General features: G+C 61.3%; 21 protein-coding genes, 4 tRNA genes and 1 pseudogene. 19 read left to right on the top strand and 7 right to left on the bottom strand.

The genetic code is table 11. The features are described from left to right. Positions 1–187: 187 nt before the first annotated feature. From HX783_RS23150 to HX783_RS23125, 6 genes are all read left to right on the top strand, one after another. Positions 188–1,837 (top strand): AMP-binding protein, encoded by a 1,650-nt coding sequence (locus tag HX783_RS23150; protein WP_177018372.1) that lies wholly within the window; start codon positions 188–190, stop codon positions 1,835–1,837. Between the two features lie 30 nt (positions 1,838–1,867). Further along, positions 1,868–2,311 carry a hotdog fold thioesterase gene (locus tag HX783_RS23145; RefSeq protein WP_177018371.1) on the top strand — a complete coding sequence of 148 codons (444 nt, stop codon included), beginning with the start codon at positions 1,868–1,870 and terminating at the stop codon, positions 2,309–2,311. 97 nt (positions 2,312–2,408) lie between these two features. Further along, positions 2,409–3,212 (top strand): alpha/beta fold hydrolase, encoded by an 804-nt coding sequence (locus HX783_RS23140; protein ID WP_159955121.1) that lies wholly within the window; start codon positions 2,409–2,411, stop codon positions 3,210–3,212. Beyond that, positions 3,209–4,063: an alpha/beta fold hydrolase gene (locus HX783_RS23135; RefSeq protein ID WP_177018370.1), complete on the top strand. Its 855-nt coding sequence runs from the start codon at positions 3,209–3,211 to the stop codon at positions 4,061–4,063. Before HX783_RS23140 ends, HX783_RS23135 begins: the two co-directional genes overlap by 4 nt. Before the next feature lie 102 nt (positions 4,064–4,165). Then, positions 4,166–4,984: a DUF4892 domain-containing protein gene (locus HX783_RS23130; RefSeq protein WP_177018369.1), complete on the top strand. Its 819-nt coding sequence runs from the start codon at positions 4,166–4,168 to the stop codon at positions 4,982–4,984. A gap of 72 nt (positions 4,985–5,056) precedes the next feature. Further along, entirely contained in the window at positions 5,057–6,118 is a 1,062-nt protein-coding gene (locus HX783_RS23125; RefSeq protein ID WP_145164944.1) for an AI-2E family transporter, read from the top strand. Here the strand turns inward: HX783_RS23125 and HX783_RS23120 are convergent. Next, positions 6,115–7,149, bottom strand: a complete 1,035-nt coding sequence (locus tag HX783_RS23120; RefSeq protein ID WP_177018368.1) for a HAMP domain-containing sensor histidine kinase — start codon at positions 7,147–7,149, stop codon at positions 6,115–6,117. The genes HX783_RS23125 and HX783_RS23120 overlap by 4 nt on opposite strands. Beyond that, the gene (locus HX783_RS23115) at positions 7,149–7,913 is read right to left on the bottom strand and encodes a response regulator (RefSeq protein ID WP_177018367.1); all 765 of its coding nucleotides are present in this window, start codon (positions 7,911–7,913) and stop codon (positions 7,149–7,151) included. The genes HX783_RS23120 and HX783_RS23115 overlap by 1 nt, the downstream gene beginning before the upstream one ends. Positions 7,914–8,173: 260 nt before the next feature. Here HX783_RS23115 and pyrF point away from each other — a divergent pair, with 260 nt between their 5' ends. Continuing rightward, positions 8,174–8,872, top strand: a complete 699-nt coding sequence (gene pyrF / locus HX783_RS23110; protein ID WP_159955126.1) for an orotidine-5'-phosphate decarboxylase — start codon at positions 8,174–8,176, stop codon at positions 8,870–8,872. Between the two features lie 115 nt (positions 8,873–8,987). On the opposite strand, the gene HX783_RS23105 is transcribed toward pyrF, so the two are convergent. After that, positions 8,988–9,995, bottom strand: coding sequence for an NADP-dependent oxidoreductase (locus HX783_RS23105; RefSeq protein ID WP_159955128.1), 1,008 nt, complete (start codon positions 9,993–9,995; stop codon positions 8,988–8,990). A gap of 228 nt (positions 9,996–10,223) precedes the next feature. Here HX783_RS23105 and HX783_RS23100 point away from each other — a divergent pair, with 228 nt between their 5' ends. The 4 genes and pseudogenes from HX783_RS23100 to HX783_RS30350 all read left to right on the top strand — a co-directional run bounded on the left by HX783_RS23100 (position 10,224) and on the right by HX783_RS30350 (position 14,682). Continuing rightward, positions 10,224–10,985 carry an SDR family oxidoreductase gene (locus HX783_RS23100; RefSeq protein WP_159955129.1) on the top strand — a complete coding sequence of 254 codons (762 nt, stop codon included), beginning with the start codon at positions 10,224–10,226 and terminating at the stop codon, positions 10,983–10,985. Positions 10,986–11,188: 203 nt separating this feature from the next. Further along, positions 11,189–12,601, top strand: a complete 1,413-nt coding sequence (locus tag HX783_RS23095; protein WP_177018366.1) for a PLP-dependent aminotransferase family protein — start codon at positions 11,189–11,191, stop codon at positions 12,599–12,601. 80 nt (positions 12,602–12,681) lie between these two features. Next, a pseudogene (locus HX783_RS30355) lies at positions 12,682–13,821 on the top strand (HAMP domain-containing protein); the annotation flags it as partial. After that, entirely contained in the window at positions 13,801–14,682 is an 882-nt protein-coding gene (locus HX783_RS30350; protein WP_371317705.1) for a methyl-accepting chemotaxis protein, read from the top strand. The pseudogene HX783_RS30355 and the gene HX783_RS30350, both read left to right, overlap by 21 nt. A 39-nt stretch (positions 14,683–14,721) precedes the next feature. On the opposite strand, the gene HX783_RS23085 is transcribed toward HX783_RS30350, so the two are convergent. Together HX783_RS23085 and HX783_RS23080 are read right to left on the bottom strand one after the other, a co-directional pair. Then, positions 14,722–15,534, bottom strand: coding sequence for an alpha/beta fold hydrolase (locus HX783_RS23085; RefSeq protein ID WP_177018364.1), 813 nt, complete (start codon positions 15,532–15,534; stop codon positions 14,722–14,724). Between the two features lie 354 nt (positions 15,535–15,888). Further along, entirely contained in the window at positions 15,889–16,659 is a 771-nt protein-coding gene (locus HX783_RS23080; RefSeq protein ID WP_177018363.1) for a hypothetical protein, read from the bottom strand. 358 nt (positions 16,660–17,017) lie between these two features. Between HX783_RS23080 and HX783_RS23075 the strand changes: the two genes are divergently transcribed. From HX783_RS23075 to gltS, 5 genes are all read left to right on the top strand, one after another. Next, a tRNA-Glu gene (locus HX783_RS23075) sits at positions 17,018–17,093 on the top strand. Between the two features lie 4 nt (positions 17,094–17,097). Then, positions 17,098–17,173: transfer RNA gene (locus tag HX783_RS23070), tRNA-Gly, on the top strand. Positions 17,174–17,277: 104 nt separating this feature from the next. Continuing rightward, positions 17,278–17,353: transfer RNA gene (locus HX783_RS23065), tRNA-Glu, on the top strand. A 3-nt stretch (positions 17,354–17,356) separates the two neighbouring features. After that, a tRNA-Gly gene (locus HX783_RS23060) sits at positions 17,357–17,432 on the top strand. Between the two features lie 202 nt (positions 17,433–17,634). Further along, positions 17,635–18,846, top strand: coding sequence for a sodium/glutamate symporter (gene gltS / locus HX783_RS23055; RefSeq protein WP_177018362.1), 1,212 nt, complete (start codon positions 17,635–17,637; stop codon positions 18,844–18,846). A 12-nt stretch (positions 18,847–18,858) separates the two neighbouring features. Here gltS and HX783_RS23050 read toward each other — a convergent pair whose 3' ends face one another. Further along, positions 18,859–19,650, bottom strand: coding sequence for a response regulator transcription factor (locus tag HX783_RS23050; protein WP_177018361.1), 792 nt, complete (start codon positions 19,648–19,650; stop codon positions 18,859–18,861). A gap of 139 nt (positions 19,651–19,789) precedes the next feature. On the opposite strand from HX783_RS23050, the gene HX783_RS23045 reads away from it, so the two are divergent. Together HX783_RS23045 and HX783_RS23040 are read left to right on the top strand one after the other, a co-directional pair. Then, the gene (locus tag HX783_RS23045) at positions 19,790–20,893 is read left to right on the top strand and encodes a polyamine ABC transporter substrate-binding protein (RefSeq protein ID WP_177018360.1); all 1,104 of its coding nucleotides are present in this window, start codon (positions 19,790–19,792) and stop codon (positions 20,891–20,893) included. Positions 20,894–20,928: 35 nt separating this feature from the next. Then, the gene (locus HX783_RS23040; RefSeq protein WP_177018359.1) at positions 20,929–21,180 is read left to right on the top strand and encodes a hypothetical protein; all 252 of its coding nucleotides are present in this window, start codon (positions 20,929–20,931) and stop codon (positions 21,178–21,180) included. Between the two features lie 58 nt (positions 21,181–21,238). Here HX783_RS23040 and HX783_RS23035 read toward each other — a convergent pair whose 3' ends face one another. Further along, positions 21,239–22,720 (bottom strand): PLP-dependent aminotransferase family protein, encoded by a 1,482-nt coding sequence (locus HX783_RS23035; protein WP_177018358.1) that lies wholly within the window; start codon positions 22,718–22,720, stop codon positions 21,239–21,241. A 78-nt stretch (positions 22,721–22,798) separates the two neighbouring features. Here HX783_RS23035 and HX783_RS23030 point away from each other — a divergent pair, with 78 nt between their 5' ends. Then, complete coding sequence (locus HX783_RS23030) at positions 22,799–24,454, top strand: M24 family metallopeptidase (RefSeq protein ID WP_177018357.1); 1,656 nt, start codon at positions 22,799–22,801, stop codon at positions 24,452–24,454. Positions 24,455–24,461: the final 7 nt, after the last annotated feature.

Below are 24,461 nucleotides of genomic sequence, written 5' to 3'. Positions count from 1 at the left end.
CCGCCGTAAGGGCGGAACCCTACGAAGTCGTTACCGCAGCAACGGATATGTACCCAGCGCCCCTCCAACCGCGACAGCCACAGCACTCAACTATACCCATAGGATCGATCGCCACTCCGTGTGTGCTATATAGTCAACCAAGCAAGTGCTTGGTTGGCTATCATCGGATCACAAAGGAGCGCGTCCCATGCCTGTCGCTTTTCGTTTGCCGTTGCAGGTCTTCTACGAACGTGAAGCGCGGCATCCGCGCAAACCCTTTCTGGTACAGCCGGTTGGCGGCGGCGAGGTGCAGACGCTCACCTGGGGTGACGTCGGCCACCAGGCCCGCTGCGCCGCGCACTGGCTGCGTGCCCGTGAGCTGCCCCAAGGCTCGCACATTGCCCTGATCTCTAAAAACTGCGCGCACTGGATCATCGCCGACCTGGCGATCTGGATGGCCGGGCATGTCTCGGTGCCGCTGTACCCCAACCTCACCGCCGACTCTGTCGCCCATGTGCTGACCCATTCCGAGGCGGCGCTGGTGCTGATCGGCAAGCTGGACGACTGGCCGGCGATGGCGCCGGGTATTCCGGCGGGTTTGCCGACCATCAGCCTGCCGCTGTGCCCGGCGGGCGACTTCGATTACCGCTGGGCCGACCTGCAAAGCTGTGCGCCGATCCAGGACAACCCCGAACCCGCCGCCTCGAGCCTGGCCACCATTGTCTACACCTCCGGCACCACTGGCTTGCCCAAAGGCGTGATGCAAACCTTCGGCGCCTTGGGTTTCGCCGCCACCCGTGGCACTGAGTTGTTCGGCCTGGGGGAGGGCGACCGGCTGCTGTCCTACTTGCCGCTGTGCCATGTGGCGGAGCGCATGTTTGTGGAGCTGGCCTCGATCTACACCGGGCAAACCGTATTTTTCGCCGAGAGCCTCGACACGTTTCTTGAAGACTTGCGCCGCGCCAGGCCGACCGCGCTGTTTGGCGTGCCGAGGATCTGGACCAAGTTCCAGATGGGCGTCTACAGCAAGATCCCGCAAAAGCGCCTCGACCGCCTGTTGCGCCTGCCATTTATCGGCAGGCGCTTCGGCCATAAAGTCCTTGCGGGGCTGGGCCTGGATGCGCTGCGCATTGCATTGTCCGGTGCCGCGCCGGTGCCCGAAGCCTTGTTGCATTGGTATAAGCGCCTGGGCCTGGATGTGCTGGAGGTGTACGGCATGACCGAAAGCTGTGGCTATTCCCACGTGTGTCGCCCCGGCCAGCAGACGCTCGGCTGGATCGGCCTGCCGTGCCCTGGCGTTGAAGTGCGCATCGACGCCTCGGGCGAAGTGCAGGTGCGCAGCGGCGCGACCATGCTCGGCTATTTCAAGGACCCGCAGAAAACCGCCGAGACCCTGACCGACGACGGCTTCCTGCGTACCGGCGACAAAGGCGAACAGGACGCCGACGGCCGCCTGCGCCTGACCGGCCGGCTCAAGGAAATCTTCAAGACCAGCAAGGGCAAATACGTGGCCCCGGCGCCGATTGAAAACCGCCTGGCCGAACATGCACGCATCGAACAGGTGTGCGTGGTCGGTGATGGCCTTACGGCGCCGATGGGCTTGTGTGTGTTGTCGGCGGGTAATCAGGACCGACAGGCGCTGAGCACCAGCCTTGAACGCTGGCTGGCGCAGGTCAATGCCGCCTTGGACAAACATGAGCGCTTGCGCCAGCTGGTGGTGGTGAAAGACAGTTGGGCGGTGGAAAACGGCTTTCTGACGCCGACCTTGAAGATCAAACGCAACGTCATCGAGTCGACCTACGGCAATCATTTCCAGGCGTGGAGCGCGCGCAGCGAATCCATTGTGTGGCAGGATTAGGGTCGTAATAAAACCAATAAGGATAACTTCATGAGCTTGTGGCGCACCCAACCGAATATCGAGCAGCTCAACGCCATCCAGAAAAACACCATCGGTGAGTTGCTGGATATCCGCTTTGAAAGTTTCGATGACGAATCCCTGACCGCCAGCATGGTGGTCGACCATCGTACTCATCAGCCTTACGGCCTGCTGCACGGCGGTGCGTCGGTGGTGCTGGCCGAAAGCGTCGGCTCCATGGCGGCTTACCTGTGTATCGACGCCAGCAAGTTTTATTGCGTGGGCCTGGAGGTCAACGCCAACCACCTGCGCGGTGTGCGCAGCGGGCGGGTGACGGCGGTGGCGCGGGCGATCCATATAGGTCGCACGACCCAAGTGTGGGACATCCGCTTGACCTGCAATGACGGCAAGGCCAGCTGCGTGTCGCGCCTGACCATGGCCGTGGTGCCGCTGGGCGAGAACCCGCCGGCGCGATAGGCGTGGCGTGAGTGTCATCATTCCTGGCAGTTACAGTCATTGCTGTACGGCCCAGGCGTGGTGACAATCCACTTCTGTTTTTGTAGATGAGTCCAGTATGTCGCAGCACGTGTTTTTTGCCCACGCCAATGGCTTCCCCTCGGCCACCTACGGCAAGTTGTTTGCCGCCCTGGCCCCGGAATACGCAGTGGCTCATCTGCCGCAGCACGGCCACGACCCCAGGTTCCCGGTGGATGACAACTGGCAGAACCTGGTGGACGAACTGATCCACCATTTAGAGCAGCAGCCGGAACCGGTGTGGGGCGTGGGCCATTCCCTGGGTGGCGTGTTGCATTTGCACGCGGCCATGCGCTGCCCGCAGTTGTACCGTGGCGTAGTCATGCTGGATTCGCCGGTGCTGACCCGCGCCGACCGCTGGGTGATTCGCGCCGCCAAACGCTTCGGTTTTATCGACCGCCTGACCCCGGCCGGGCGCACCTTGGGCCGCCGTGAAGAATTCACTGACCTGGACGCCGCGCGCAGTTACTTCGCCGGCAAGACCCTGTTTCGTGGGTTCGACCCGGAATGCTTTGACGCGTACCTGCAACACGGCCTGCAACAGGTGGGCGACCGCCTGCGTCTGCGCTTCGACCCGGCGACCGAAATCAGCATCTACCGCGGCGTGCCGCACACCAGCCCCGGCCAGGTGCGCCAGTTGAAAGTGCCGCTGGCCGTAGTGCGTGGGCGCCAGAGCCGGGTGGTGATGCGCCACCATGCCAGTGGCGTCGGCCGCCTGCCCATGGGCGAAATGCTCACCATGCCCGGTGGCCATATGTTCCCGCTTGAACGCCCGCAGGACACGGCAACCTTGATCAAGAACCTGTTCGCCCGCTGGCAAGCCCGCGAGCGCAGTTGCGCATGAGCACGCCGGTCGAAGAAGTGCGCCTGAGCCTGCCGCACATCGAGTTGGCGGCACACCTGTTTGGCCCCGAAGACGGCCTGCCGGTGATCGCCCTGCATGGCTGGCTGGACAACGCCAACAGCTTTGCGCGGCTGGCGCCGAAGCTGCACGGTTTGCGTATCGTTGCGTTGGACATGGCCGGCCATGGGCATTCGGCGCATCGGCCTGCGGGCGCCGGGTATGCCTTGTGGGATTACGTGTTTGATGTGCTGCAAGTCGCCGAGCAACTGGGCTGGAAACGTTTTGCATTACTTGGCCATTCCCTCGGCGCGATCGTTTCATTGGTGCTGGCCGGCGCCATGCCGGAACGCGTGACGCACCTGGGTTTGATCGACGGTGTGATCCCGCCGACCGCCGCTGGAGAGAACGCCGCCGAGCGACTGGGCATGGCGTTGCAGGCGCAATTGAACCTGCAAGACAAGCGCAAGCCGGTCTACAGCACCCTGGATCGGGCGGTTGAAGCGCGCATGAAAGGCGTGGTCGCGGTCAGCCGCGAAGCCGCTGAACTACTGGCCCAGCGCGGGTTGATGCCGGTGCCGGGCGGTTACACCTGGCGTACGGACAGCCGCCTGACGCTCGCCTCGCCGATGCGCCTGACCGATGAACAGGCGATGGCTTTCGTGCGGCGTGTGAGTTGCCCTACACAGTTGGTCGTCGCGGCTGACGGCATGCTGGCGAAACATTCCGAATTGCTTTCTCAGCTACCTTTTACGGTGAACACGCTGCCGGGCGGCCATCATTTACACCTTAATGATGAGCCCGGCGCGGTCCTTGTTGCAGACTGTTTCAATCGGTTCTTCCACGCGCCTTGACTTGGCGCGGGCAACTGCCGAGGCTGGGCGGATTGAAAGGGAGTCAACCATGTACGATCTCAACACCGCTGCGACCTCCGATGGCCAGGGCTCTTCGATCCGATGAGCCTGCGTAAAGGATGTATCCGTGCCCTCGGGCTGTGCTGCTTCAGCCCCTTGGTGTTCGCCGCCGACGTGCCGGGCAGCCAGGATTTACCTGCCGTGTCCCGCCAGGTCGATGCGCAAATCGTCGATTACCGCCCCGCTGAGGAAAAGGAACGCATCTACCCCATGGGCGCGATCCGCAAGATCAGCGGCCAACTGCGTTACGAAGGCCAAGCCACCGCGCGTGGCCAAACCACCGCGATTACCTATGAATTACCCGCCGAACACACCTCCAGCGCCGCGTTTACCGCGACGCGTGAAGCGTTGCAGGCCAAGGGCGCGCAGCTGTTGTTCTGGTGCCAGGCCCGCGATTGCGGTGAAAGCAGCCTGTGGGCCAATGAAGTGTTCGGCAACGCCAAGCTGGTCGGCGCCGACGGTCAGCAGGAATACCTGCTGTTGCGCCTGGCCGCGCCGCAAGACAACTCCCTGGTGGCGCTGTACGGCATCACTCGCGGCAACCGTCGCGCCTATCTGCATGTGGAACAACTCGACGCCAGTGCGCCGCTGGGCGACTTGTTGCCCACGTCGGCCACTTTGCTGCGCGAGTTGAAAAGCACCGGCGAGCTGGATTTCCCGGCACTCGGCGCCGAACCCGACGCCACCTGGCTGACCTTGATTTCCCGTGGTCTGAACCTCGACGCCACCTTGCGCGTCAGCTTGACCGGGCCGAGCGCCGAAGCCTGGCGCCAGGGCCTGATCGACAGCGGTGTACGCGCCGCACGCCTGGAAACCGGCACCGGCGACGCTAAGGGTTTGCACCTGCATCTGATACGCTGACCGTTACAAGGCGAACGGACCCGCGCCGTTCGCCTAAGCTCTCTTCCTACAGCCTTCTTTTCGAGATACCCGATGCTCAATAACGATCGCCTACTGGTGCAAATCCTGCTGCTGGTGCTGTTTGGTGCCAGCTTCTGGGTCATGGCGCCATTCTGGTCGGCGCTGTTCTGGGGCGCAGTGCTGGCGTTTGCCAGCTGGCCGCTGATGCGCTTGCTGACCCGCTGGCTGGGTGGCCGCGAATCCCTGGCGGCGGGCATCCTGACCTTGGGCTGGATGTTGCTGGTGGCGGTGCCGCTGGTGTGGCTGGGGTTCAACCTGGCCGACCATGTGCGGGACGCCGTGGGCCTGATCAAGGATATCCAGGTCGACGGCCTGCCGGCTGCGCCGACCTGGCTGGGCTCGATTCCGCTGGTTGGCGAGCGTCTGGTGGCAACGTGGGACAGCATCGACCAACAGGGCGCGGCGTTGATGGTCAGCATCAAGCCGTACCTGGGCCAGGTCGGCAACTGGCTGCTGGCGCGCAGTGCGCAGATCGGCGGCGGTATCCTGGAACTGACCCTGAGCCTGGTGTTCGTGTTCTTCTTCTACCGCGACGGCCCGCGTCTGGCGACCTTTGTGCATCGCCTGTTGGAGCGCTTGATCGGCGACCGCGCCGGTTACTACATCGAACTGGTGGCCGGCACCGTGCAACGGGTGGTTAACGGTGTGATTGGTACGGCGGCGGCCCAGGCGCTGCTGGCGTTGATCGGTTTCCTGATCGCCGGCGTGCCGGGCGCGCTGGTGCTGGGTATTGTCACCTTCCTGCTCAGCCTGATCCCGATGGGCCCGCCGCTGGTGTGGATCCCGGCCACGGCCTGGCTGGCCTGGAAGGGCGATTACACCTACGCGGTGTTCCTTGGTGTGTGGGGCACATTCATCATCAGCGGCGTCGACAACGTGCTCAAGCCATACCTGATCAGCCGGGGCGGCAACTTGCCGCTGGTGATTGTGCTGTTGGGCGTGTTTGGCGGCTTGATCGCCTTCGGTTTCATCGGACTGTTTATCGGCCCGACCTTGTTGGCGGTGGCCTACAGCCTGTTGACGGATTGGAGTGCAACCCAGGCTCAAGTTCGGCGCGAAGATAAACCCCTTTAAGCCCTCGGCAACCACATCACGGCGGTCAAACCGCCGCCTGGGGTTTCTTCCAGGCTCAGGTGCCCGCCGAGACGCTCCACGGCCTCCTTGGAAATCGTCATGCCGAGGCCGACGCCGCCGGAGTTGCGGTTACGCGAGCCTTCCAGGCGAAAGAAGGGTTCGAACACCGCCTCACGCTTATCCGGCGCAATGCCGGGGCCATGGTCGATCACCCGAATAACCAGCGCCCCACGGCTGTCAGCCAACTCAACACGCGCGGTTCCGGCATAACGCAGGGCGTTGTCGATCAGGTTGTTCAGGCAGGAACGCAGCGCCATCGGTTGCACCTGCAACGGCGCGCAGGTGCCGGAGAACTGCACATCAGAGCCTTGGTCCTGGGCGTTTTCGCTCAGGGATTCGACCAGCGCCTGCACGTCGAGCCAATGCCGCGTTTCGCTGGTGCGCTGTTCATGCAGGTAGCTGAGGGTGGCGTCGAGCATGCCGATCATGTCGTCCAGGTCCTGGCGCATCTGGCCTTGCAGCTTGGTGTCTTCGATCTGTTCAAGGCGCAGCTTGAGGCGCGACAGCGGCGTGCGCAGGTCATGGGACACCGCGCCAAGCATGCGCGCGCGCTGGCTGACTTGTTCGCGGATGCGCTTTTGCATCAGGTTGAACGTTGACGCTGCCTGGCGCGCCTCCCGTGGCCCGGACTCATTCAGGGGCGGGCTGTCGAGGTCGAGGCTCAGGCGTTCGGCGGCCGCGCTCAGGCGCTGGATCGGCCGGCTCAGCAGCTTGGCGCCGTACCAGGCGGCGATGATCAGCGAAATAAACTGAAAGGTCAGCGGCACCACCGGGCCGCCAAACCAGGAACGATGATGCCGGGGCAGGGGCTTCATCGTGCCGTCCGGCTGCTCGACGAAGGTCTCCTGCGGTGGCGGAGGCGGTGGGCCGTAATGGTGAAACCAGAAGAACGCCAGCACATGGGCCAGCACGATAGCCACCAGCAATACGCCGAACAGCCTGCCGAACAGCGTATTGAAGGCGTTGCGCATCAGCCGATATCCCGGGCGTCGAACAGGTAGCCTTCGCCGCGCACGGTTTTGATCAGCTGCGGTGCTTTCGGGTCATCGCCCAGTTTCTGGCGCAGGCGCGACACCAGCAAGTCGATGCTGCGATCAAACGCTTCGATGGAGCGGCCGCGGGCGGCATCCAGCAATTGCTCGCGGCTCAGCACGCGGCGCGGGCGTTCGATAAACACCCACAGCAATCGAAACTCGGCATTCGACAGCGGCACCACCAGGCCATCGTCCGCTACCAGCTGGCGCAGTACGCTGTTGAGGCGCCAGTTGTCGAAACGGATGTTGGCGCGCTGCTCGGTACGGTCATCGCGCACCCGGCGCAGGATGGTCTGGATACGTGCCACCAACTCGCGCGGTTCGAAGGGTTTGGACATGTAGTCATCGGCGCCCAGCTCCAGGCCGATGATGCGGTCGGTGGGTTCGCAGCGCGCGGTGAGCATCAGGATCGGGATGTCCGACTCGGTGCGCAGCCAGCGGCACAGCGACAGGCCGTCTTCGCCCGGCAGCATCAGGTCGAGCACTACCACATCAAAGGTTTCGGCTTGCATGGCCGTGCGCATGGCCGTGCCGTCGGTGACGCCGATGGCGAGAATATTGAAGCGGGCCAGGTAGTCGATCAGCAGTTCACGGATCGGCAGGTCGTCATCGACGATCAACGCGCGGGTGTTCCAGCGCTTGTCTTCGGCGATCACCGCGCCTTTTTGCTCTTCGTTTACAGAGACGGTAGGGGTATGCATAGTGCGATCATCTGCCTGGTTGTTGCTGTCAGCATAGGCGCCCAGCTCCATGGCTGGAAGTGCTGGACGGGCGGTCATGTGCGCGAGGCTAGACGCGGGGCGTGTTGAGGGCATGTCGGGAATGTATCAGCCCTGACACAATTGCGTGAAATGCCGGGTTTGGCGGCGCTTAATCAGTATTTACCGATCATCGGATCCCGCAACGGCGCCGCTTGCGCTACAATCCGCGCCGATTTCGACTTGCCTGAGAGCCCATTCCAATGTCCGTTTGCCAGACGCCTATCATCGTCGCCCTGGATTACCCCACTCGTGACGCCGCACTGAAGCTGGCTGACCAGTTGGACCCCGCGCTTTGCCGGGTCAAAGTCGGCAAGGAACTGTTCACCAGTTGCGCCGCCGAAATCGTCGGCACCTTGCGTGACAAAGGCTTCGAAGTATTTCTCGACCTGAAATTCCACGACATCCCCAACACCACTGCGATGGCGGTTAAAGCCGCTGCGGAAATGGGCGTGTGGATGGTCAACGTGCATTGCTCCGGTGGCCTGCGCATGATGAGCGCCTGCCGCGAAGTGCTGGAGCAGCGCAACGGCCCCAAACCGCTGCTGATTGGGGTGACCGTGCTGACCAGCATGGAGCGCGAAGACCTGGCCGGCATCGGCCTGGATATCGAGCCTCAGGAGCAGGTTTTGCGTTTGGCCGCGTTGGCGCAGAAAGCTGGCCTTGATGGCCTGGTCTGCTCGGCACTGGAAGCCCAGGCGCTGAAGACTGCGCACCCGTCGCTGCAGCTGGTGACTCCAGGGATTCGCCCGGCGGGCAGCGCGCAGGATGACCAGCGCCGCATCCTGACCCCGCGTCAGGCTTTGGACGCAGGTTCGGATTACCTGGTGATCGGTCGCCCGATCAGCCAGGCGGCCGATCCGGCGAAAGCGTTGGCAGCTGTCGTCGCCGAAATCGCCTGACGATCGTTCCCACGCTCCGCGTGGGAATGCCTCTTGTGACGCTCCGCGTCACGCTTTGGGACGCAGAGCGTCCTGGGCAGCATTCCCACGCAGAGCGTGGGAACGATCTCATCTGTCAGCTCACTTTTAGAATCAGCTTCCCAAAGTTCTCACCGTTGAACAGCTTCATCAGCGTCTCCGGGAACGTTTCCAGCCCCTCGACAATATCTTCCTTGCTCTTGAGCTTGCCCTGCGCCATCCAGCCGGCCATTTCTTGCCCGGCCGCGGCAAAATTCGCCGCATGGTCCATCACCACAAAGCCTTCCATGCGCGCGCGATTGACCAGCAACGACAAGTAGTTGGCTGGGCCTTTCACCGCTTCTTTATTGTTGTACTGGCTAATGGCACCGCAAATCACCACCCGCGCCTTCAATGCCAGGCGGCTGAGCACGGCGTCGAGAATGTCGCCGCCGACGTTATCGAAATACACATCCACGCCTTTGGGGCATTCGCGCTTGAGGGCGGCGGGCACGTCTTCGCTTTTGTAGTCGATGGCTGCGTCAAAGCCCAATTCGTCTACCAGGAACTTGCATTTGTCGGCGCCGCCGGCAATGCCCACCACGCGGCAACCCTTGAGCTTGGCGATCTGCCCGGCAATGCTGCCGACCGCACCGGCAGCGCCGGAGATCACCACGGTTTCGCCCGCCTTGGGTGCGCCGGTGTCGAGCAGGGCGAAGTAGGCAGTCATGCCGGTCATGCCGAGGGCCGACAGGTAGCGCGGCAAGGGCGCGAGCTTGGGGTCGACCTTATAGAAGCCACGCGGCTCGCCGAGGAAATAATCCTGCACGCCCAGCGCACCGTTCACGTAGTCGCCGACCGCGAATTTCGGGGTGTTGGAGGCAATCACCTTGCCTACACCCAGCGCGCGCATCACTTCGCCAATGCCGACGGGCGGAATGTAGGATTTGCCTTCGTTCATCCAGCCGCGCATCGCCGGGTCCAGCGACAGATATTCATTGCGCACCAGCACTTGCCCCTCTGCCGGCGTGCCCACCGGCACTTCCTGGTAGGTGAAAGTGTCCCGCGTGGCCGCGCCGACCGGGCGTTTGGCGAGCAGGAACTGGCGATTGGTCTGGGCAGTCATGGCAAGGACTCTTTAGAAATGAACCATGAGTGATAGACCCTCAAGGCGCCCGGGGCAAGGTCTACCGAGCAGCGCGAATGCCCGCCGATAGGCAGGGCTAATAGTTGCACCCTGCGCCTTATCACTGCGATTCATACAGCGCCAACGGGGCTTCTGATAGTGCTGACGCGCCCGTCCTGGCGTTGGCTAGACTCGTGCCACAGCTATTTCTTGCATAGGACATCCTCCATGAGCATGACGTTTTCCGGCCAGGTCGCCCTGGTGACTGGCGCCGCCGCGGGTATCGGTCGCGCCACCGCGCTGGCATTCGCCGCAGAAGGCTTGAAAGTAGTGGTTGCCGACCTGGATGTGGCGGGCGGTGAGGGCACGGTTGCGCTGATTCAGCAGGCCGGTGGCGAGGCGATTTTTGTGCGCTGCAACGTCACGCTGGAGGCTGATGTGCAGCAATTGATGGCACAGACCGTCGCCGCCTATGGGCGCCTCGACTATGCCTTCAACAACGCCGGCATCGAGATTGAAAAGGGCAAGCTGGCCGACGGCAGCCTGGATGAGTTCGACGCGATCATGGGCGTTAACGTCAAAGGCGTGTGGCTGTGCATGAAGTACCAGTTGCCGCTGCTGCTGGCCCAGGGCGGCGGGGCGATCGTCAACACGGCGTCGGTGGCAGGGTTGGGGGCGGCGCCGAAGATGAGCATTTATGCTGCGTCCAAACACGCGGTCATCGGCCTGACCAAGTCGGCAGCCATTGAGTACGCGAAGAAGAAAATTCGCGTGAATGCGGTATGCCCTGCCGTGATCGACACCGACATGTTCCGCCGAGCCTATGAAGCCGACCCGCGCAAAGCCGAATTTGCGGCGGCCATGCACCCGGTCGGGCGCATTGGCAAGGTGGAGGAAATCGCCAGTGCCGTGCTGTACCTGTGCAGCGACGGTGCAGCGTTCACCACGGGGCAGGCGCTGGCGGTGGACGGTGGTGCGACGGCTATCTAGGACTCCATGTCGCTGCCTATTCGAAAAGGCCAGGCGCGCTGTGGGGCGTTTCCATGGCTGGCACAAGGCCTCGTCAGATTGTGTATCAGTAGGTAAATAACTCAATAAAATCAATGATTTAATAATTTTTTGCGACCAGTTGAACCGGGCTTCTGTGCTTAACTGTTTAGGGTTGATTAACAGACAGTTGAAGTGAGTGGCTCATGGATTTAGGCATCGATCGACAAGCCCTTGTACCGGTGGTGCAGCAAATCGTCAGTGCGGTGGCGCAATGGATTCGCAACAGCGGCGCGAGCCCCGGCACGCGCTTGCCGTCCATCCGGCAATTGGCCCTTGATAACCTGCTCAGTCAATCCAGCGTGCTCGAAGCCTTCGAACGTATGGTGGCCCAAGGGTTATTGGAGGCAAAACAGGGCGCGGGATTTGTTGTGGCTCAACCGCCGGTTTCCCTGGAAAGCCAATGGTATGAAGGTGCGGAGCTGGGCTGGGGCGCCTATGTCGAGGGGCCTTTGGGCGAATTGAAGCTGGGCTGCGGCTGGTTGCCGGACGCTTGGCGAGAAAGCGATGACATCTGTTACGCCATCCGCGAGATCAGCCGCACCGACACCGTCGCCCTGTTTAACTACAGCACGCCGCTGGGGTTGCCGGTGTTACGCGAACAATTGCTCAAGCGGTTGACCCAGATGAAGGTGGTCACCCACCTCGATTGCATCCTCACCACCCACGGCGCCAGCCATGCACAGGACCTGTTGATACGCACATTGCTCAAGGCCGGCGATACGGTGGTGGTCGAGACGCCCGGTTATGCCAACCTCTACAGGCAGTTGGAACGCCACGGCGTCAAGCTGCTGGAGGTGCCGCGCATCGTGGGTGGCCCGGACATCCCGGTGCTGGAGACGCTGCTGCAAAGCCATCGCCCCAAGTGCCTGTTCATCAATTGCCTGTATCACAACCCCACCGGCACCAGCCTGTGCCGCGGGGTGGCGGAGCGTCTGTTGCAACTGGCGCACAGCGAAGATTTCCTGATCGTCGAAGAAGACGTCTACGGCGACTTGCAGCACGCCAGCTGCACACGGCTGTCGGCGCTGCCCCATGAAGGGCGGGTGATCTATATGTCGAGTTTCTCCAAAACCCTCAGCAGTGCCCTGCGGGTGGGGTATCTGAGCGCCAGTGCGGCGCTTGTCACGCAGATGGCCACGCTCAAGACGTTGACGGGCATCGGCACCTCGCGGTTTGCCGAAGCCGTGGTGGCCACGCTATTGGCTAATGGCACTTACCGCAAATGGGTGCAGCGCCTGCGCAAGCGTTTGAACACGCAAATGGCGGCGACCTTGCAGGTGCTGGAGGACGAAGAGTGGGAGGTGTTTGCCGTGCCCGCCGGGGGCATGTTTGTGTGGGCGCGGCCTGGCGTCGGTGACCGTTCGCGGTTGCAGGCGTGCGCCCGGCGCTTGTGTGTATTGCTGTCGCCGGGGGCGCTGTTCAGTCCCAAAGGCGAACACAGTGACTGGCTGCGCATCAATGTGGCCTATGCTGCTGATCAGCGGGCGTTGGCGCTGTTCCGTGCGATGGGGCCTGCCAGATCGACCTCGACCATTCTGAAAACGACGAGCGTGTAGCTTTTTGCCATTATTGTGGCGCCAACGTCTTGTGCCGGTAGCGCGTCGTTGCGAATCTCGCAGCATGGAAACCAGGCTTGATGGCATCTGCCATTGCAAGAGGATCAAGTGCAATGATTTCGGCCGTGCAACGACGTTTCGCCAACCTCGGTATGGCGAAAAAACTGGGCGTGGGCTTCACCCTGGTGCTGCTGCTGACGGCGCTGGTGGCGGCCATTGGCGTGTGGTCACTGCAAACCGTGGGTCAACGTTTTGAGGGCCTCAAGGCAATGTCTTCGCTCAACAGCGGCCTGCTCAAGGTGCGCCTGATCGAGCAGGATTACGCGTTGCACGCCGACCCCAAGGCCGTCGACGCCCTGCACGAAAGCGTCGACGCCTTGGCCGCCCAAGCCGCCAGCCTAAAGGCCCGGTCCGCCGCGAATGTGCCGGTGATGAGCGAGGTTGAACAGGCGCTTGCTGCGTATCGCAAGGCGTTCGACGAGTTTGTCGAGTTGACCCAGACCAAGGACCTCGCCCTGGAAATGGCCAGTTGGTCGGTCTCCAGTGTGGCCAATAACCTCGACGTGTTGCAGGCAGGCCTGGCCGACGATGGTGCCTATGGCCTCAAGGAAAGCCAGGGCAAGGACGGCGCCGAGTTTATCGAACAGGCCGGGCAGGTCAGCCAGGTGTCGCGGTTGATGTTGCAAGCCATGAACGAAGCGCGACTGCGCCTGGATCAGAGCCGCAAGGTCGATGCGGACAACGCCGAGCAAGGCAAGATCGAGCAGGCCGACCAAGCCCTGGCGCAGGTCGAGCAGTTGAAAACCTCGGTCAAGGACGCGGGTTACCAGACTGTGCTCAACGAAGTGTCCGGGCACATCGCCGCGTTCAGCGAGAAACTCGGCGAGTACACCGGGCTGCTGGCCCAGGAAAAAGTCGTCTACAAGCAATTGCATGACCGCGCCGATCAAGTTGTCAGCCGGGTCAACCAGGCGTATGACGCTGAAGATCAATCCATGCAGGCGCAGCTGAAAAAAAGCGCGCTGCTGATCGTCGTTTCGTCAGCGCTGGCACTGCTGGTGGGCTTGATTGCCGCGTGGGTGATTACTCGGTTGATCGTGGCGCCGTTGCGCCGTGTGATCGCCGTGGCCCAGCAGATTGCTGCGGGTGATTTGAGTGGGCGGATGGAGGTCGGCCGCCGTGATGAAATCGGTCAGTTGATGCAGGCGATGCAACAGATGGGCAGCGGCTTGAGCCAGATGGTCAGCGGGCTGCAGGCCGGCATCGAGCAATTGGCCAGTTCGGCGCAATCACTGTCCAGTGTCACCGAACAGACCAATGTCGAGGTCAGCAGCCAGAAAGAAGAAACCGAGCAGGTTGCCACGGCGATGAACCAGATGACCGCCACGGTGCACGACGTGGCGCGCAACGCCGAAGAGGCCGCGCAAGCCGCGCAGACCGCCGATGACAAAGTCGATAGCGGCCAGCAGGTGGTGCGTCAAAGCCTGCAACGTATTGAATTGCTCGCCACCTCCAGCACCAGTGCCAGCGCGAGTATCGAAAGCCTGAGCGCGGAAATCCAGAATATTGGCACCGTGCTGGGCGTGATCAAAAGCGTGGCCGAACAAACCAATTTGCTCGCCCTGAACGCCGCTATCGAAGCGGCCCGCGCCGGTGAGCAAGGCCGAGGTTTCGCGGTGGTGGCCGATGAAGTCCGGGCGCTGGCCAAGCGCACACAGCAATCGACCGAGGAAATCGAGCGCCTGGTCAGTACGTTGCGCAGCGCGGCGCAGTCGTCGGTGCAGCAGATCCAGCAAAGTGGCGAGTTGGTGAAGCTGGCGGTCAGCGACGCGCTGGAAACCGAGAGTGCGCTGGGCAGCATCGCGGCAGCGGTGTCGCTGATTCAGCAGATGAACCAACAGATTGCCGCGGCGGCCGAGGAACAAAGTTCGGTGGCCGAAGAGATCAATCGCAGCGTCACCAGCATTCGTGCCAGTGCCGATCAGTCGGCGTTGAGCATGCAAGGCAATGCCGCGTCGAGCATTCAACTGGCGCAGTTGGGGGCGGAGCTCAAGGGCATGGTCGGGCACTTCCGGCTTTGATCGCAGCAGTTGAGCTGCGATCAAAGGGCAGGGCGGCGATCAGGCGTGGTTGGCGAGGAAGGTCAGCAGCGCTTCATTGACGACGTCCGGGTTTTCTCGAGAAGAGATATGCCCCGCTTCTGGAACCAGCGTCAGGCTGCACCCGATCAGATCGGCCATTTCCTTGGATTCGGCGGGCGGCCGAGGCTTGTCCTGTTCGCCACACATGACCAGCGTGGTGTCGGTGTCCAGGCGCGGCAGTTGGTCGAGGATGTCGGCGCGGCTGAAGATCAGGCGACCCAGCGGCACGATGCTTTGCTGCAGGCGTTCCTTGGGAAACGCCTGCAACGCGCTGCGGAAATCCTGATACAGCGCTGATTCACGATCAATCGTCGGGCGGAAGAATATCGGTGCAACCACATCCAGCAACGGCTCGGGGATGGCGCCGGCGTCTTCGATCATCTTGAACAGCGAGAAGTAGTATTGGCGGGTGGCCTCGGGCTCGGCGCCGAGGTAGGTGTCCATCAGCACCAGGCTGTTGATGCGCTCAGGTGCCAGCAGTGCAAGGCGCGCGCCCCACATGCCGCCAACCGACAGGCCGACCAGATTGATGTGGGCGATATCCAGCTGATCCAGCAGCGCCAGGGTCTGGCGTGCGAGGTCGTCCAGGGAGTGGGTGTGCGCCGGCAGCGGGCCGGATTCGCCGTGGCCCCACAGTTCGGGGACGATCACCCGGTACTGTTGCGACAAAGCTTCAATTTGCGGCGCCCACATCTCGCGGCCCCACAGATAACTCGAACCCAGCAGGACGACCGGGCCGGTGCCCTGGTCGACGTAGTGCAGCGGTTGTCCATCAATCACGGCAACAGGCATAGCAGGCCTCTAACTTCACGGAGTGAGGGGCACTTTTTTACGCTAGTCGGAGGCGGGGGGATAGGTGCAAAGTGATGGCAAGTTGTAGCGAGGCGTTTGTCGGTGGTGAGCAGGCTTATTGTGGCAGGCAGGCGTGTAGTGGGGAGCAGGCTGGTAGTGGCGAGCGGGCTTGCCCCGCGTTGGGCTGCGAAGCAGCCCCAAAACCTGACGATGCGGTTTATCAGGTACACCGCGGCGGTTGAAGTGGGAGCGCTTCGCACTCCAACGCGGGGCAAGCCCGCTCGCCACAACAAGCCCGCTCGCCACAACGAGCCCATTCACCACGACAGCCCGGTTTGCCATGGGCTGCGTGGATCAGTCGTAGATGACTTTCTTTTTCCATTCGGCGTCGGCGTCGACGACTTTCAGGCCTTCAGTCAGTTCGTTGACTTCATCTTCGGCAGGCTTGCTGTTGGTCAGCACGGTGGAGTTGGCGCGCGCCAGTTGCGACTCCAGCAACTGCAGTTGCGCGCTGTAGAGCACCGGCTCCGGCTGTTTGCGCAAGTACTGTACGCCGCGCTCGAACGCCAGGCGTGCCTGACCAGGCTGGCCTTGTTGCAGGGCATGCTGGCCGAGGTTGTTGAAGAACTCGATGTGCAGCAACACCAGGATATGGCGAATTTCCTTGATCCAGTGCTTGGCTTCGTTGGTCGGCAGGAAACCGTCCTGGGCCGCACGGGTGACTTGGCCGTGCAGGGCTTCGAGCAGGAAGCGCACGTCCTTGGCCTTGGCTTCGGTCTGGATCGGCGCCGGTGGGTTGGTCACCGGAATCGATTCGCCCTGGCCGATCAGTGCATTCAACTCAGCGATACGGGCCTTGAGCGGCGCGCTCGATTTGTTGAGGTTCAACAGGCGCTGGTTGACGTTGAGCTCCAGGCGGGTCAACAGCAGTTTCAGCTTCGGGGTCATCAGCTGGCCGGGGAACGTCTCGGTGATTTCACCGCAGCGACGCAGCCGATCGTTAAGCTCAATCTCGGTGCGCTTCTTTTCCAGTTTGTTGTTTTCCACCACGTGGTTCATGTAGCCAATGGCGATCAGTATTACGATCCCGGCTATTACCAGCAGGGTGATCATGAGTGGTGTCACCGGTGTGACCTCTTTATAGGGTTTGCTGTGGAGTGTAGTGACTGGGCCATCCGACGGATAGGATTGTTCGACCAGTTGCCCAGGTAGTTTCTTCTATATAGGTACGCTTTCCCTGCATGGATGCACATTGCCATCATTTGCTGAGGCGAACTATAGCGCCTTGTCGGACGCCAGAATATAGGCGCCAAAGCCTGGACGGGCACAATCCCCGCAAAGCCCTGGAAAGCAGGGGGAAGTCATTGATTTAAATAAATTTATCCTTGGGGGTTGACGACCTTTCAATCCATCCATAGAATGCGCGCCACTTACAGCGTAAAGCACACAGCGAAACGCGGTAGGGAGTGAATGTTGTACGTGTGTCCCCTTCGTCTAGTGGCCTAGGACACCGCCCTTTCACGGCGGTAACAGGGGTTCGAGTCCCCTAGGGGACGCCAATATGCGGGAATAGCTCAGTTGGTAGAGCACGACCTTGCCAAGGTCGGGGTCGCGAGTTCGAGTCTCGTTTCCCGCTCCAAATTTAAGCAGTGTTGCTTTCGGGCGACACTGAGTGAAACCAGGGCGTAATCTTCGGATTTAATCTCTGGGCACTGAAATACACACCATGTGTTTCAGTAGCGTGTCCCCTTCGTCTAGTGGCCTAGGACACCGCCCTTTCACGGCGGTAACAGGGGTTCGAGTCCCCTAGGGGACGCCATTTGCGGGAATAGCTCAGTTGGTAGAGCACGACCTTGCCAAGGTCGGGGTCGCGAGTTCGAGTCTCGTTTCCCGCTCCATATTTAACGAAAACGCCGATCAGTAATGATCGGCGTTTTTGTTCGTGTCGATTTTTTATCGGGCAAGACTCACCAGCCCCGTAGGCTTGGTGGTGAATCTCGTAGGAATGGTCTGTAATTAGCATCTGCCGGCTGTGTACCTGTCCCGCTGTCTCTACTCTGGCCAGATTATTCTCACTGTTCATCTCAGAGAACTGCCCAGATGCTGCAACTCGATTTCTATTCAACCTTGGTCGCCGCTTCCCTGGTGTTGTTGCTGGGGCGTTGGCTGGTGACTCGCATCGGTTTTTTACGCACCTACAGCATTCCGGAACCCGTCGCCGGTGGTTTATTGGTTGCCGCGCTACTCCTGGCGTTGCGCGCACTGGCGGGCATCGAGGTTCGATTCGATGCGTCTTTGCAAACCCCATTAATGTTGGCGTTTTTTGCCACCATTGGCCTGAACGCGGATTTCGCCAGCTTGAAACGCGGCGGGCGGGTTGTGGGGATTTTCCTGCTGGTCGTGACGGCTTTATTGGTGGTGCAAAATGCCATGGGCATCGCTTTGGCCAAGGCGTTGGGGCTCGACCCATTGATGGGCTTGCTGGCCGGCTCTATCACCCTGTCGGGTGGGCATGGCACAGGCGCCGCCTGGGGTGCGGTGTTCAGTCAGAAGTACGGCGTGGCCTCCGCCTCTGAACTGGCGATTGCTTCGGCGACCTTTGGCCTGGTGCTGGGCGGCTTGATTGGTGGGCCGGTGGCACGCTTGTTGATCAAGCGCGTGCAGGTGCCTGGCCTTGAACACGCGCAACCGCGCCCGGCCAAAGGCTTTGAACAGCCCAATCAGGAACGCATGATCACCTCGTTTTCGTTTATTGAGACGTTGGCGTTGCTGGCGATCAGCCTGCAGGTCGGCACGTTCCTGAGTGGTTTTATCCAAGGCACGGCCTTCGAGCTGCCGACCTTTGTGTGCGTGTTGTTTGTCGGTGTAGTGCTGCGCAACGGCTTGTCGGTACTCGGCTGGCATCAAGTGTTTGAGCGTGAGGTGTCGTTGCTGGGCAATGTCAGCCTGTCGCTGTTCCTGGCGATTGCGCTGATGTCGCTCAAGCTCTGGGACCTGGCGGCGCTGGCGTTGCCGATTGTCATCCTGTTGGCCGCGCAGGCGTTATTGATGGCGCTGTTCGCGATTTTCGTGACGTTCCGGGTCATGGGCAGCAACTACGACGCGGCAGTGCTGGCGGCAGGGCACTGCGGTTTTGGCTTGGGCGCCACGCCTACCGCGATTGCCAATATGCAGGCGGTAACACAACGCTTCGGCCCCTCGCAGATTGCGTTTCTGGTGGTGCCGATGGTGGGGGCGTTTTTTATCGATATCACCAATGCGGTGGTGATCAAGTTGTTCCTGGCGCTGCCGTTTCTGGGGGCGTCGGGCTGAGGCCCGGCGCATTCAATTCAGCGCGTGAGGATCCTGCTTTGGCATGAAGAAACGCGCGAACAGTTCCGACTGCGACTTGATGTTCAACTTGTTGTAAATGTTGCGCCGGTGCACCTTGACGGTTTCCGTCGACAGGAACAGCTTGCCGGCGATCTCTTTGTTAGAGAAACCGCTGAGCAACAATTTAAGTACGTCCTTTTCCCGCGTGGTGATCTGGGTGCCCAGCTGAATAATCGCTTCCGACCAGAGCGGTGGTTCAGTGAGGTTTTTTTCCACATCAAGCTCAAAGCACATGCGCTGGTGCATCAGCGCCATCACCCACGGCTTGATGATATCCAGTGTGGCGATCTGCTCCGGGCTGAAGCGCACGTTACTGCCAAATGATATGCACAGCGTTCTGTCCGCATCGAGCTGGACGTTGTACTGCACCTCGTCCACGGACACGTACTGGGCGAAATACTGGTGGTAATACTCAGTAGTCAGGAAGTGCTCCGGCGCGATGTCCGACAAATGGAAAAAGCCGCTCTGCGGGTTTTCACGGTTGGCGATGTAGAACGGATCCAGCAGGTACAGCCCTTTCACATAACGTTCCGTCAGGGCGTCCACTTCTTCCGCGTCGGCAACCTCGGTCACGCACACAACGTTGACCTGTTCATTGCTGAACACCAGCACCACCCAGTTATCGATCTGCACATACTCCCTTAACACGCGCACCAGCGAGCTCCAGAAGGCTGGGCGGTTCAGCTCCATGATCAGCTTGCCAGCCGATCGGTGCCAGGCCAGGTTATGCAGGTCGAGTGACATGTTCTACCCCTTTAGGGTTAGGGATTCATGGGGCCGAGCTAAGTACTTGTAGGTATTTACTAATCGGCGACGCCGGGTATATTCACCAGCCTGTGAGTCATGGCCATGATGGCCTGTCGTTTTTGACAAGGAAAGTTATATGAGTCAATCACATTTGCGAGCCCTTTTTTTTGCCTCGCTGGTCTGCGTCGGTATCAGCGCGCCGGCAGCGGCCGCAGAGTCACGGGTCAATCTGTACAACTGGTTTGGGTTGATCGCGCCAGAGACCCCAAAGGAATTTGAGCAAAAAACCGGCACCAAGATGCATGTGGACGCCTTCGACAGCGCCGAACTCATGCAGAGCAAAGTCATGGCCGGGCGCACCGGGTATGACGTCGTCGTCGCCACCTCGAATGTCCTGCCAAGCCTGATCCAGGCAGGCGTGCTCGCGCCGCTGGACCGCAGCCAACTGAGCAACTATGCCCATATCGACCCCGAGATGCTGGCCCTGCTTTCGGCTAACGACCCAGGCAATCGCTACGCCATTCCCTACCTGTGGGGCACCACCGGCATCGGTTATGACGTGGATAAAGTCAAAGCCGCACTGGGTGATAACGCCCCGGTAAACAGTTGGGATTTGATCTTCAAAGAAGAAAACATCAGCAAGCTCAAGTCCTGTGGCGTGGCAATGCTCGACTCGCCGAGTGAAATCATTTCGATCGCGTTGAATTACCTCGGGCTGCCGAGCAACAGCCAGAACCCTGAGGACTACCAGAAGGCTCAGGCGCTGTTGTTGAAAATTCGCCCCTACGTCCTCTACTTCGATTCCTCCAGAACCGACGCCGACTTTGCCGATGGCAATATTTGTGTGGTCGTGGGGTGGGCGAATGGGGCGCTGGCGGCACAGGCCATCAACGAAAAAAACCACACCGGCCGCAAGGTCGCCTACAGCCTGCCGCGCGAGGGCGGGTTGGTATGGTCGGAGAATTTTGTGCTGCTCAAAGACGCACCTCACGCAAAAGAAGGCTTGGCATTTATCAACTACATGCTTGAGCCCGACGTAATTGCCAAAAGCTCCAATCACACGCTTTACCCCAACGCCAACAAGGATGCCACGGTATTTGTAGAGCAGAAGCTGCGCGACAACCCGTGGGTTTATCCGTCCAAGGAGACCATTGCCACGCTGGTCCCGCTGGAGCCGTTGCCGTTGAAGTTGGAGCGCATCCGCACGCGTGTGTGGACCAAAGTGAAGAGTGGTACGTGATCGGGTGAGTAAAGTCCCAGAGAGGGAGATAAAGCATGGGCCAACGTGATTACCAGTGCGACGTGAAATCGGACGACTACCAGGCGTACAAGGAAATCGAAGAGCAGATCGGTCACTGTACGCCGGAACAAGCCTGGGCCATGTATTACGTCTCGACCGGGATGGTGCGTGAACACGTGACGCGAGCGGTCATGGAGCACATCGGCAGGGGCAACCGGGCACTGCTGCTGGAATTTCCCGAACTTGCCCGGCAGGAAGAGAACTCTCGTTTAATGCTCCCTCTCTGAACGCTGTAACCCCCCAAACGCCGATCACGCCTGATCGGCGTTTTTTTGTGGGCGTGTTTCAACGGGCGCTCATGGCCCGCGCCAGGCGCAGCGTGGCTTCACGAATCTCGTCTCGATCCAGCGAGGCGAAACCCAGGCGCAGTGCGTTTTCCGGCAGGTTCATCGGCGAAAACTGCCGTGCGCTGCGCACCACAACGCCGTGGCCCAGGGCATTTTCTACCAACTGATCGACGTCGATTTCTTCCTCGAAACGCACCCACAGTGCCAGGCCGCCTTCCGGTTCGCGCACCTGAATGCGTTCGCCGAATGCCGCGTGCAGGCAGCCCTGCAGCACCTCCCGACGCGCCGCGTATTCTTTCGAAACCCGGCGCAGGTGTTTCTTCAACTCGCCCTGATTGATCAGGTCTGCGAGCATCTTCTGCGCCACCGCGTCGGTGTCGCCCACCACCAAAGCGGCGCTGCGCTGCAGCACCTCAATCACACTGGCGGGGGCGACCACATAACTGCAGCGGAACGTCGACCCCAGCGCCTTGGATAACGAACCGATATAGATCACATGGCGTTGCGCGTGATCACTGGCCAGTGGCAGGTAGGGCCGCCCGTTGAAGTGATATTCGTGGTCGTAGTCTTCTTCAATGATGCAGAAGTCATGCAAGGCCGCCAGGGCCAGCAAGTGTTGGCGCCGCGCCGCATGCAGGCTGACGGTGGTGGGGAACTGATGATGCGGTGTGAGGTAGATCATTCGCACGTCATGCGCCTGGCATAACTGCTCGATGTGGTCGGTGCGGCAGCCTTCATCGTCCATGTCCACGGTGATCAACCGCGCGCCCAGCTTGCGGAAAATCTCCCAGGCCGGCGGGTAGCTCAGGCGCTCCACCAGCACCACATCGCCGGGCTTGATCAACAGGCTGGCGGTCAGGTACAGCGACACCTGGGTGCCGGGCGTCAGGCAGATATTCTCGGCGCTCACCCTCAGCCCGCGCGTGTTGCGCAGCATCTCTGCCAGCGCGCAACGCAACTCATGGCCGGTGCCTTCACTGCCGTAGCGCACGCTGTTGGAGGCAAAACTGCTGCGCAGGGCGTTGCGGTAGTAACGATGCAACACCGCCTGGGGCAGCAAGCGGTGATCGCAGGCACCGTTATCGAAAAACAGCGCGTCATGCCGGTGTTCGAGGGCGATGACCTGAGCATTCTGGGTGAAATACGGGACCACAGCTTGCGCCAGAAGCGGCGGTGCAAACGACGGTTGCACACCACTGGGCAGTGGCGTGGGGGCCAGTTGCGCATTGACGAACGTACCGCGCCGCGGCTCGCTGACCAGCCAGCCTTTGGTCAAGGCTTCTTCGTAGGCCAGGATCACGGTCTTGCGGTTGACGGCGAGCAAGGTCGCCATCTCTCGCGTGCCGGGCAGCAGTGTGCCGGGCGGCAACCTTCCCTCAAGGATCGCCGCGACCAGGCCTTCGGCAATTTGCCGGTAGGACGCCTGGCGTGCACTCGCGTCCAGCTTGAGCAACGGGCGCCATTTACGCATCTGGACCATCTGAAGTATCCAAAACTGGAGGTTCTAATGGGCCTAGTCTAGCGCAACAATCAAGCCTCACTCACCCCTGAGGTTTTTATGCACACACGCCATTTAATCGAACTGTCTCCCTCGGGGAAAACCTTTGAAGCCGGTGACGAACTGTTGCTCGACGCCATGCTCGCCAGCGGCCTGTCGGTGCCGTTCTCGTGCCGACGCGGTGCCTGTGGCTCCTGCAAGGTGGTGGTCACGCAAGGGCAGTACCGGGCCAAGCAGCTGACGCCCGGCGCACCCGCGCCCTGTTACCCGCTGGCGGCGAATGAACTGCTGTTGTGCCAAAGCCACGCCTGCGCCGACATGCGCCTGGAGATTCCCGGCTGGTCGCTGGACACGCCTGCACTGGTCGTCGAGGCGACGGTGCTGAGCAAGCGCGCACTGAGCCCCGACATCATCGAATTGGTGGTGATGCCGGATAGGCCGCTGGCCGTGCGGGCCGGCCAATACCTCAAGTTCCGCCTGGTCGACGGCGACTCACGCTGCTTTTCGATCGCCAACCTGCCGGCCGAGGGCGATGGCCGCCTGGTGTTTCAGATTCGCCGGGTGAGCGGCGGGCTGTTCTCCGAGACCCTGCTGGGCGACCTTGAGGCCGGCGATCTGCTGCAACTGGAAGGGCCGTTTGGTGCCTGCACCTGGCAGGACGATGACGCTGCGCCCGTGGTCCTGTTCGCCACGGGCACTGGCTACGCGGGTATCAAGCCGATCCTGCTGACCGCCTTGAAACGTGACGTCGAGGTGACGTTTTACTGGGGCGGCGCGCAGGCGACCGATTTTTACGACCGCGCATTTCTGGACCAGGCGGTCATCGACCATCCGCATTTTCGCTGGCATTCGGTATTGGCCACAGAAGGCCGTGTGCAGGAAGTGGCGCTGAGCCATGGGCACGCCTGGGAAGCGGCGCAGGTGTATGCCTGCGGCAACGGCGCGATGATCAGCCAGGCACGTGCGAATTGCCTGGAAGCGGGCCTGCCGAGCCATCGTTTTGTCGCCGAAGCCTTCGTGCCCAGCGGCCAGTCGAGCGTCGATACGTTGCTCGGTTCGCTGGATGAAACCTGGGAAAAAGTCGGCCCCCGCTATTCGCTGGACGGCATGCTCGCCGCGCGGGACAAAACCGTGCGAGCACTGGCCGCCATCGCCAGCCAGTTGAAGGTCGGCATGACCACCGGCGCCGCCCTGGAAATGGCCAGCCAGCAATTGCAGGCCATGGGCGCCTCGCACACCTGGCACCCGACTTACATCCGCTTTGGCGACGACACGGTGCGCCCGTCCCGCGAAGGGATTGACCCGCTGCGCACACTGCGCCCGAGCGACATTGTGGTGGTGGACCTGGGGCCGGTGTGGGACGGCTACGAGGGTGACTACGGCGACACCTTCATCTTCGGCGAGGCGCCGTTGCACCTCGAGTGCAGGAAGGTGTTGCATGAAGTCTTCGATGAGACACGCGAAGCCTGGCTGCGCGGCATGACCGGTTGTGAACTCTATGACTTCGCCGAAGCCCGTGCCATGGCCAAAGGCTGGCGGCTGTCACGTAATCTGGCCGGTCACCGCATTGCGGATTTCCCCCATGCGTTGTTCGGGGACAAGGAGCTGGCTGACTTGGCGATCGCCCCCAGCGAAATGGTGTGGGTGCTGGAGATCCAGATCTGTCATCCGACGTTGCCCATCGGCGGGTTCTTCGAAGACATCCTGATGCGATGAGCCCGCC

It is taken from the genome of Pseudomonas sp. D2002 (assembly GCF_013385735.1).
Lineage (GTDB): Bacteria > Pseudomonadota > Gammaproteobacteria > Pseudomonadales > Pseudomonadaceae > Aquipseudomonas.
Note: the sequence above shows the minus strand (reverse complement) of the source record. Positions and strands in the feature narration are given on the sequence as shown.

Coding starts and splice junctions, on each gene's coding strand:
- HX783_RS23135 (WP_177018370.1), top strand. CDS start 3,209: ATGAGCACGCCGGTCGAAGAAGTGCGCCTGAGCCTGCCGCACATCGAG.
- HX783_RS23140 (WP_159955121.1), top strand. CDS start 2,409: ATGTCGCAGCACGTGTTTTTTGCCCACGCCAATGGCTTCCCCTCGGCC.
- HX783_RS23040 (WP_177018359.1), top strand. CDS start 20,929: ATGGGCCAACGTGATTACCAGTGCGACGTGAAATCGGACGACTACCAG.
- HX783_RS23105 (WP_159955128.1), bottom strand. CDS start 9,995: ATGACTGCCCAGACCAATCGCCAGTTCCTGCTCGCCAAACGCCCGGTC.
- pyrF (WP_159955126.1), top strand. CDS start 8,174: ATGTCCGTTTGCCAGACGCCTATCATCGTCGCCCTGGATTACCCCACT.
- gltS (WP_177018362.1), top strand. CDS start 17,635: ATGCTGCAACTCGATTTCTATTCAACCTTGGTCGCCGCTTCCCTGGTG.
- HX783_RS23085 (WP_177018364.1), bottom strand. CDS start 15,534: ATGCCTGTTGCCGTGATTGATGGACAACCGCTGCACTACGTCGACCAG.
- HX783_RS23120 (WP_177018368.1), bottom strand. CDS start 7,149: ATGCGCAACGCCTTCAATACGCTGTTCGGCAGGCTGTTCGGCGTATTG.
- HX783_RS23050 (WP_177018361.1), bottom strand. CDS start 19,650: ATGTCACTCGACCTGCATAACCTGGCCTGGCACCGATCGGCTGGCAAG.
- HX783_RS30350 (WP_371317705.1), top strand. CDS start 13,801: ATGCAGGCGATGCAACAGATGGGCAGCGGCTTGAGCCAGATGGTCAGC.
- HX783_RS23045 (WP_177018360.1), top strand. CDS start 19,790: ATGAGTCAATCACATTTGCGAGCCCTTTTTTTTGCCTCGCTGGTCTGC.
- HX783_RS23030 (WP_177018357.1), top strand. CDS start 22,799: ATGCACACACGCCATTTAATCGAACTGTCTCCCTCGGGGAAAACCTTT.
- HX783_RS23150 (WP_177018372.1), top strand. CDS start 188: ATGCCTGTCGCTTTTCGTTTGCCGTTGCAGGTCTTCTACGAACGTGAA.
- HX783_RS23115 (WP_177018367.1), bottom strand. CDS start 7,913: ATGCATACCCCTACCGTCTCTGTAAACGAAGAGCAAAAAGGCGCGGTG.
- HX783_RS23130 (WP_177018369.1), top strand. CDS start 4,166: ATGAGCCTGCGTAAAGGATGTATCCGTGCCCTCGGGCTGTGCTGCTTC.
- HX783_RS23145 (WP_177018371.1), top strand. CDS start 1,868: ATGAGCTTGTGGCGCACCCAACCGAATATCGAGCAGCTCAACGCCATC.
- HX783_RS23125 (WP_145164944.1), top strand. CDS start 5,057: ATGCTCAATAACGATCGCCTACTGGTGCAAATCCTGCTGCTGGTGCTG.
- HX783_RS23035 (WP_177018358.1), bottom strand. CDS start 22,720: ATGGTCCAGATGCGTAAATGGCGCCCGTTGCTCAAGCTGGACGCGAGT.
- HX783_RS23095 (WP_177018366.1), top strand. CDS start 11,189: ATGGATTTAGGCATCGATCGACAAGCCCTTGTACCGGTGGTGCAGCAA.
- HX783_RS23100 (WP_159955129.1), top strand. CDS start 10,224: ATGAGCATGACGTTTTCCGGCCAGGTCGCCCTGGTGACTGGCGCCGCC.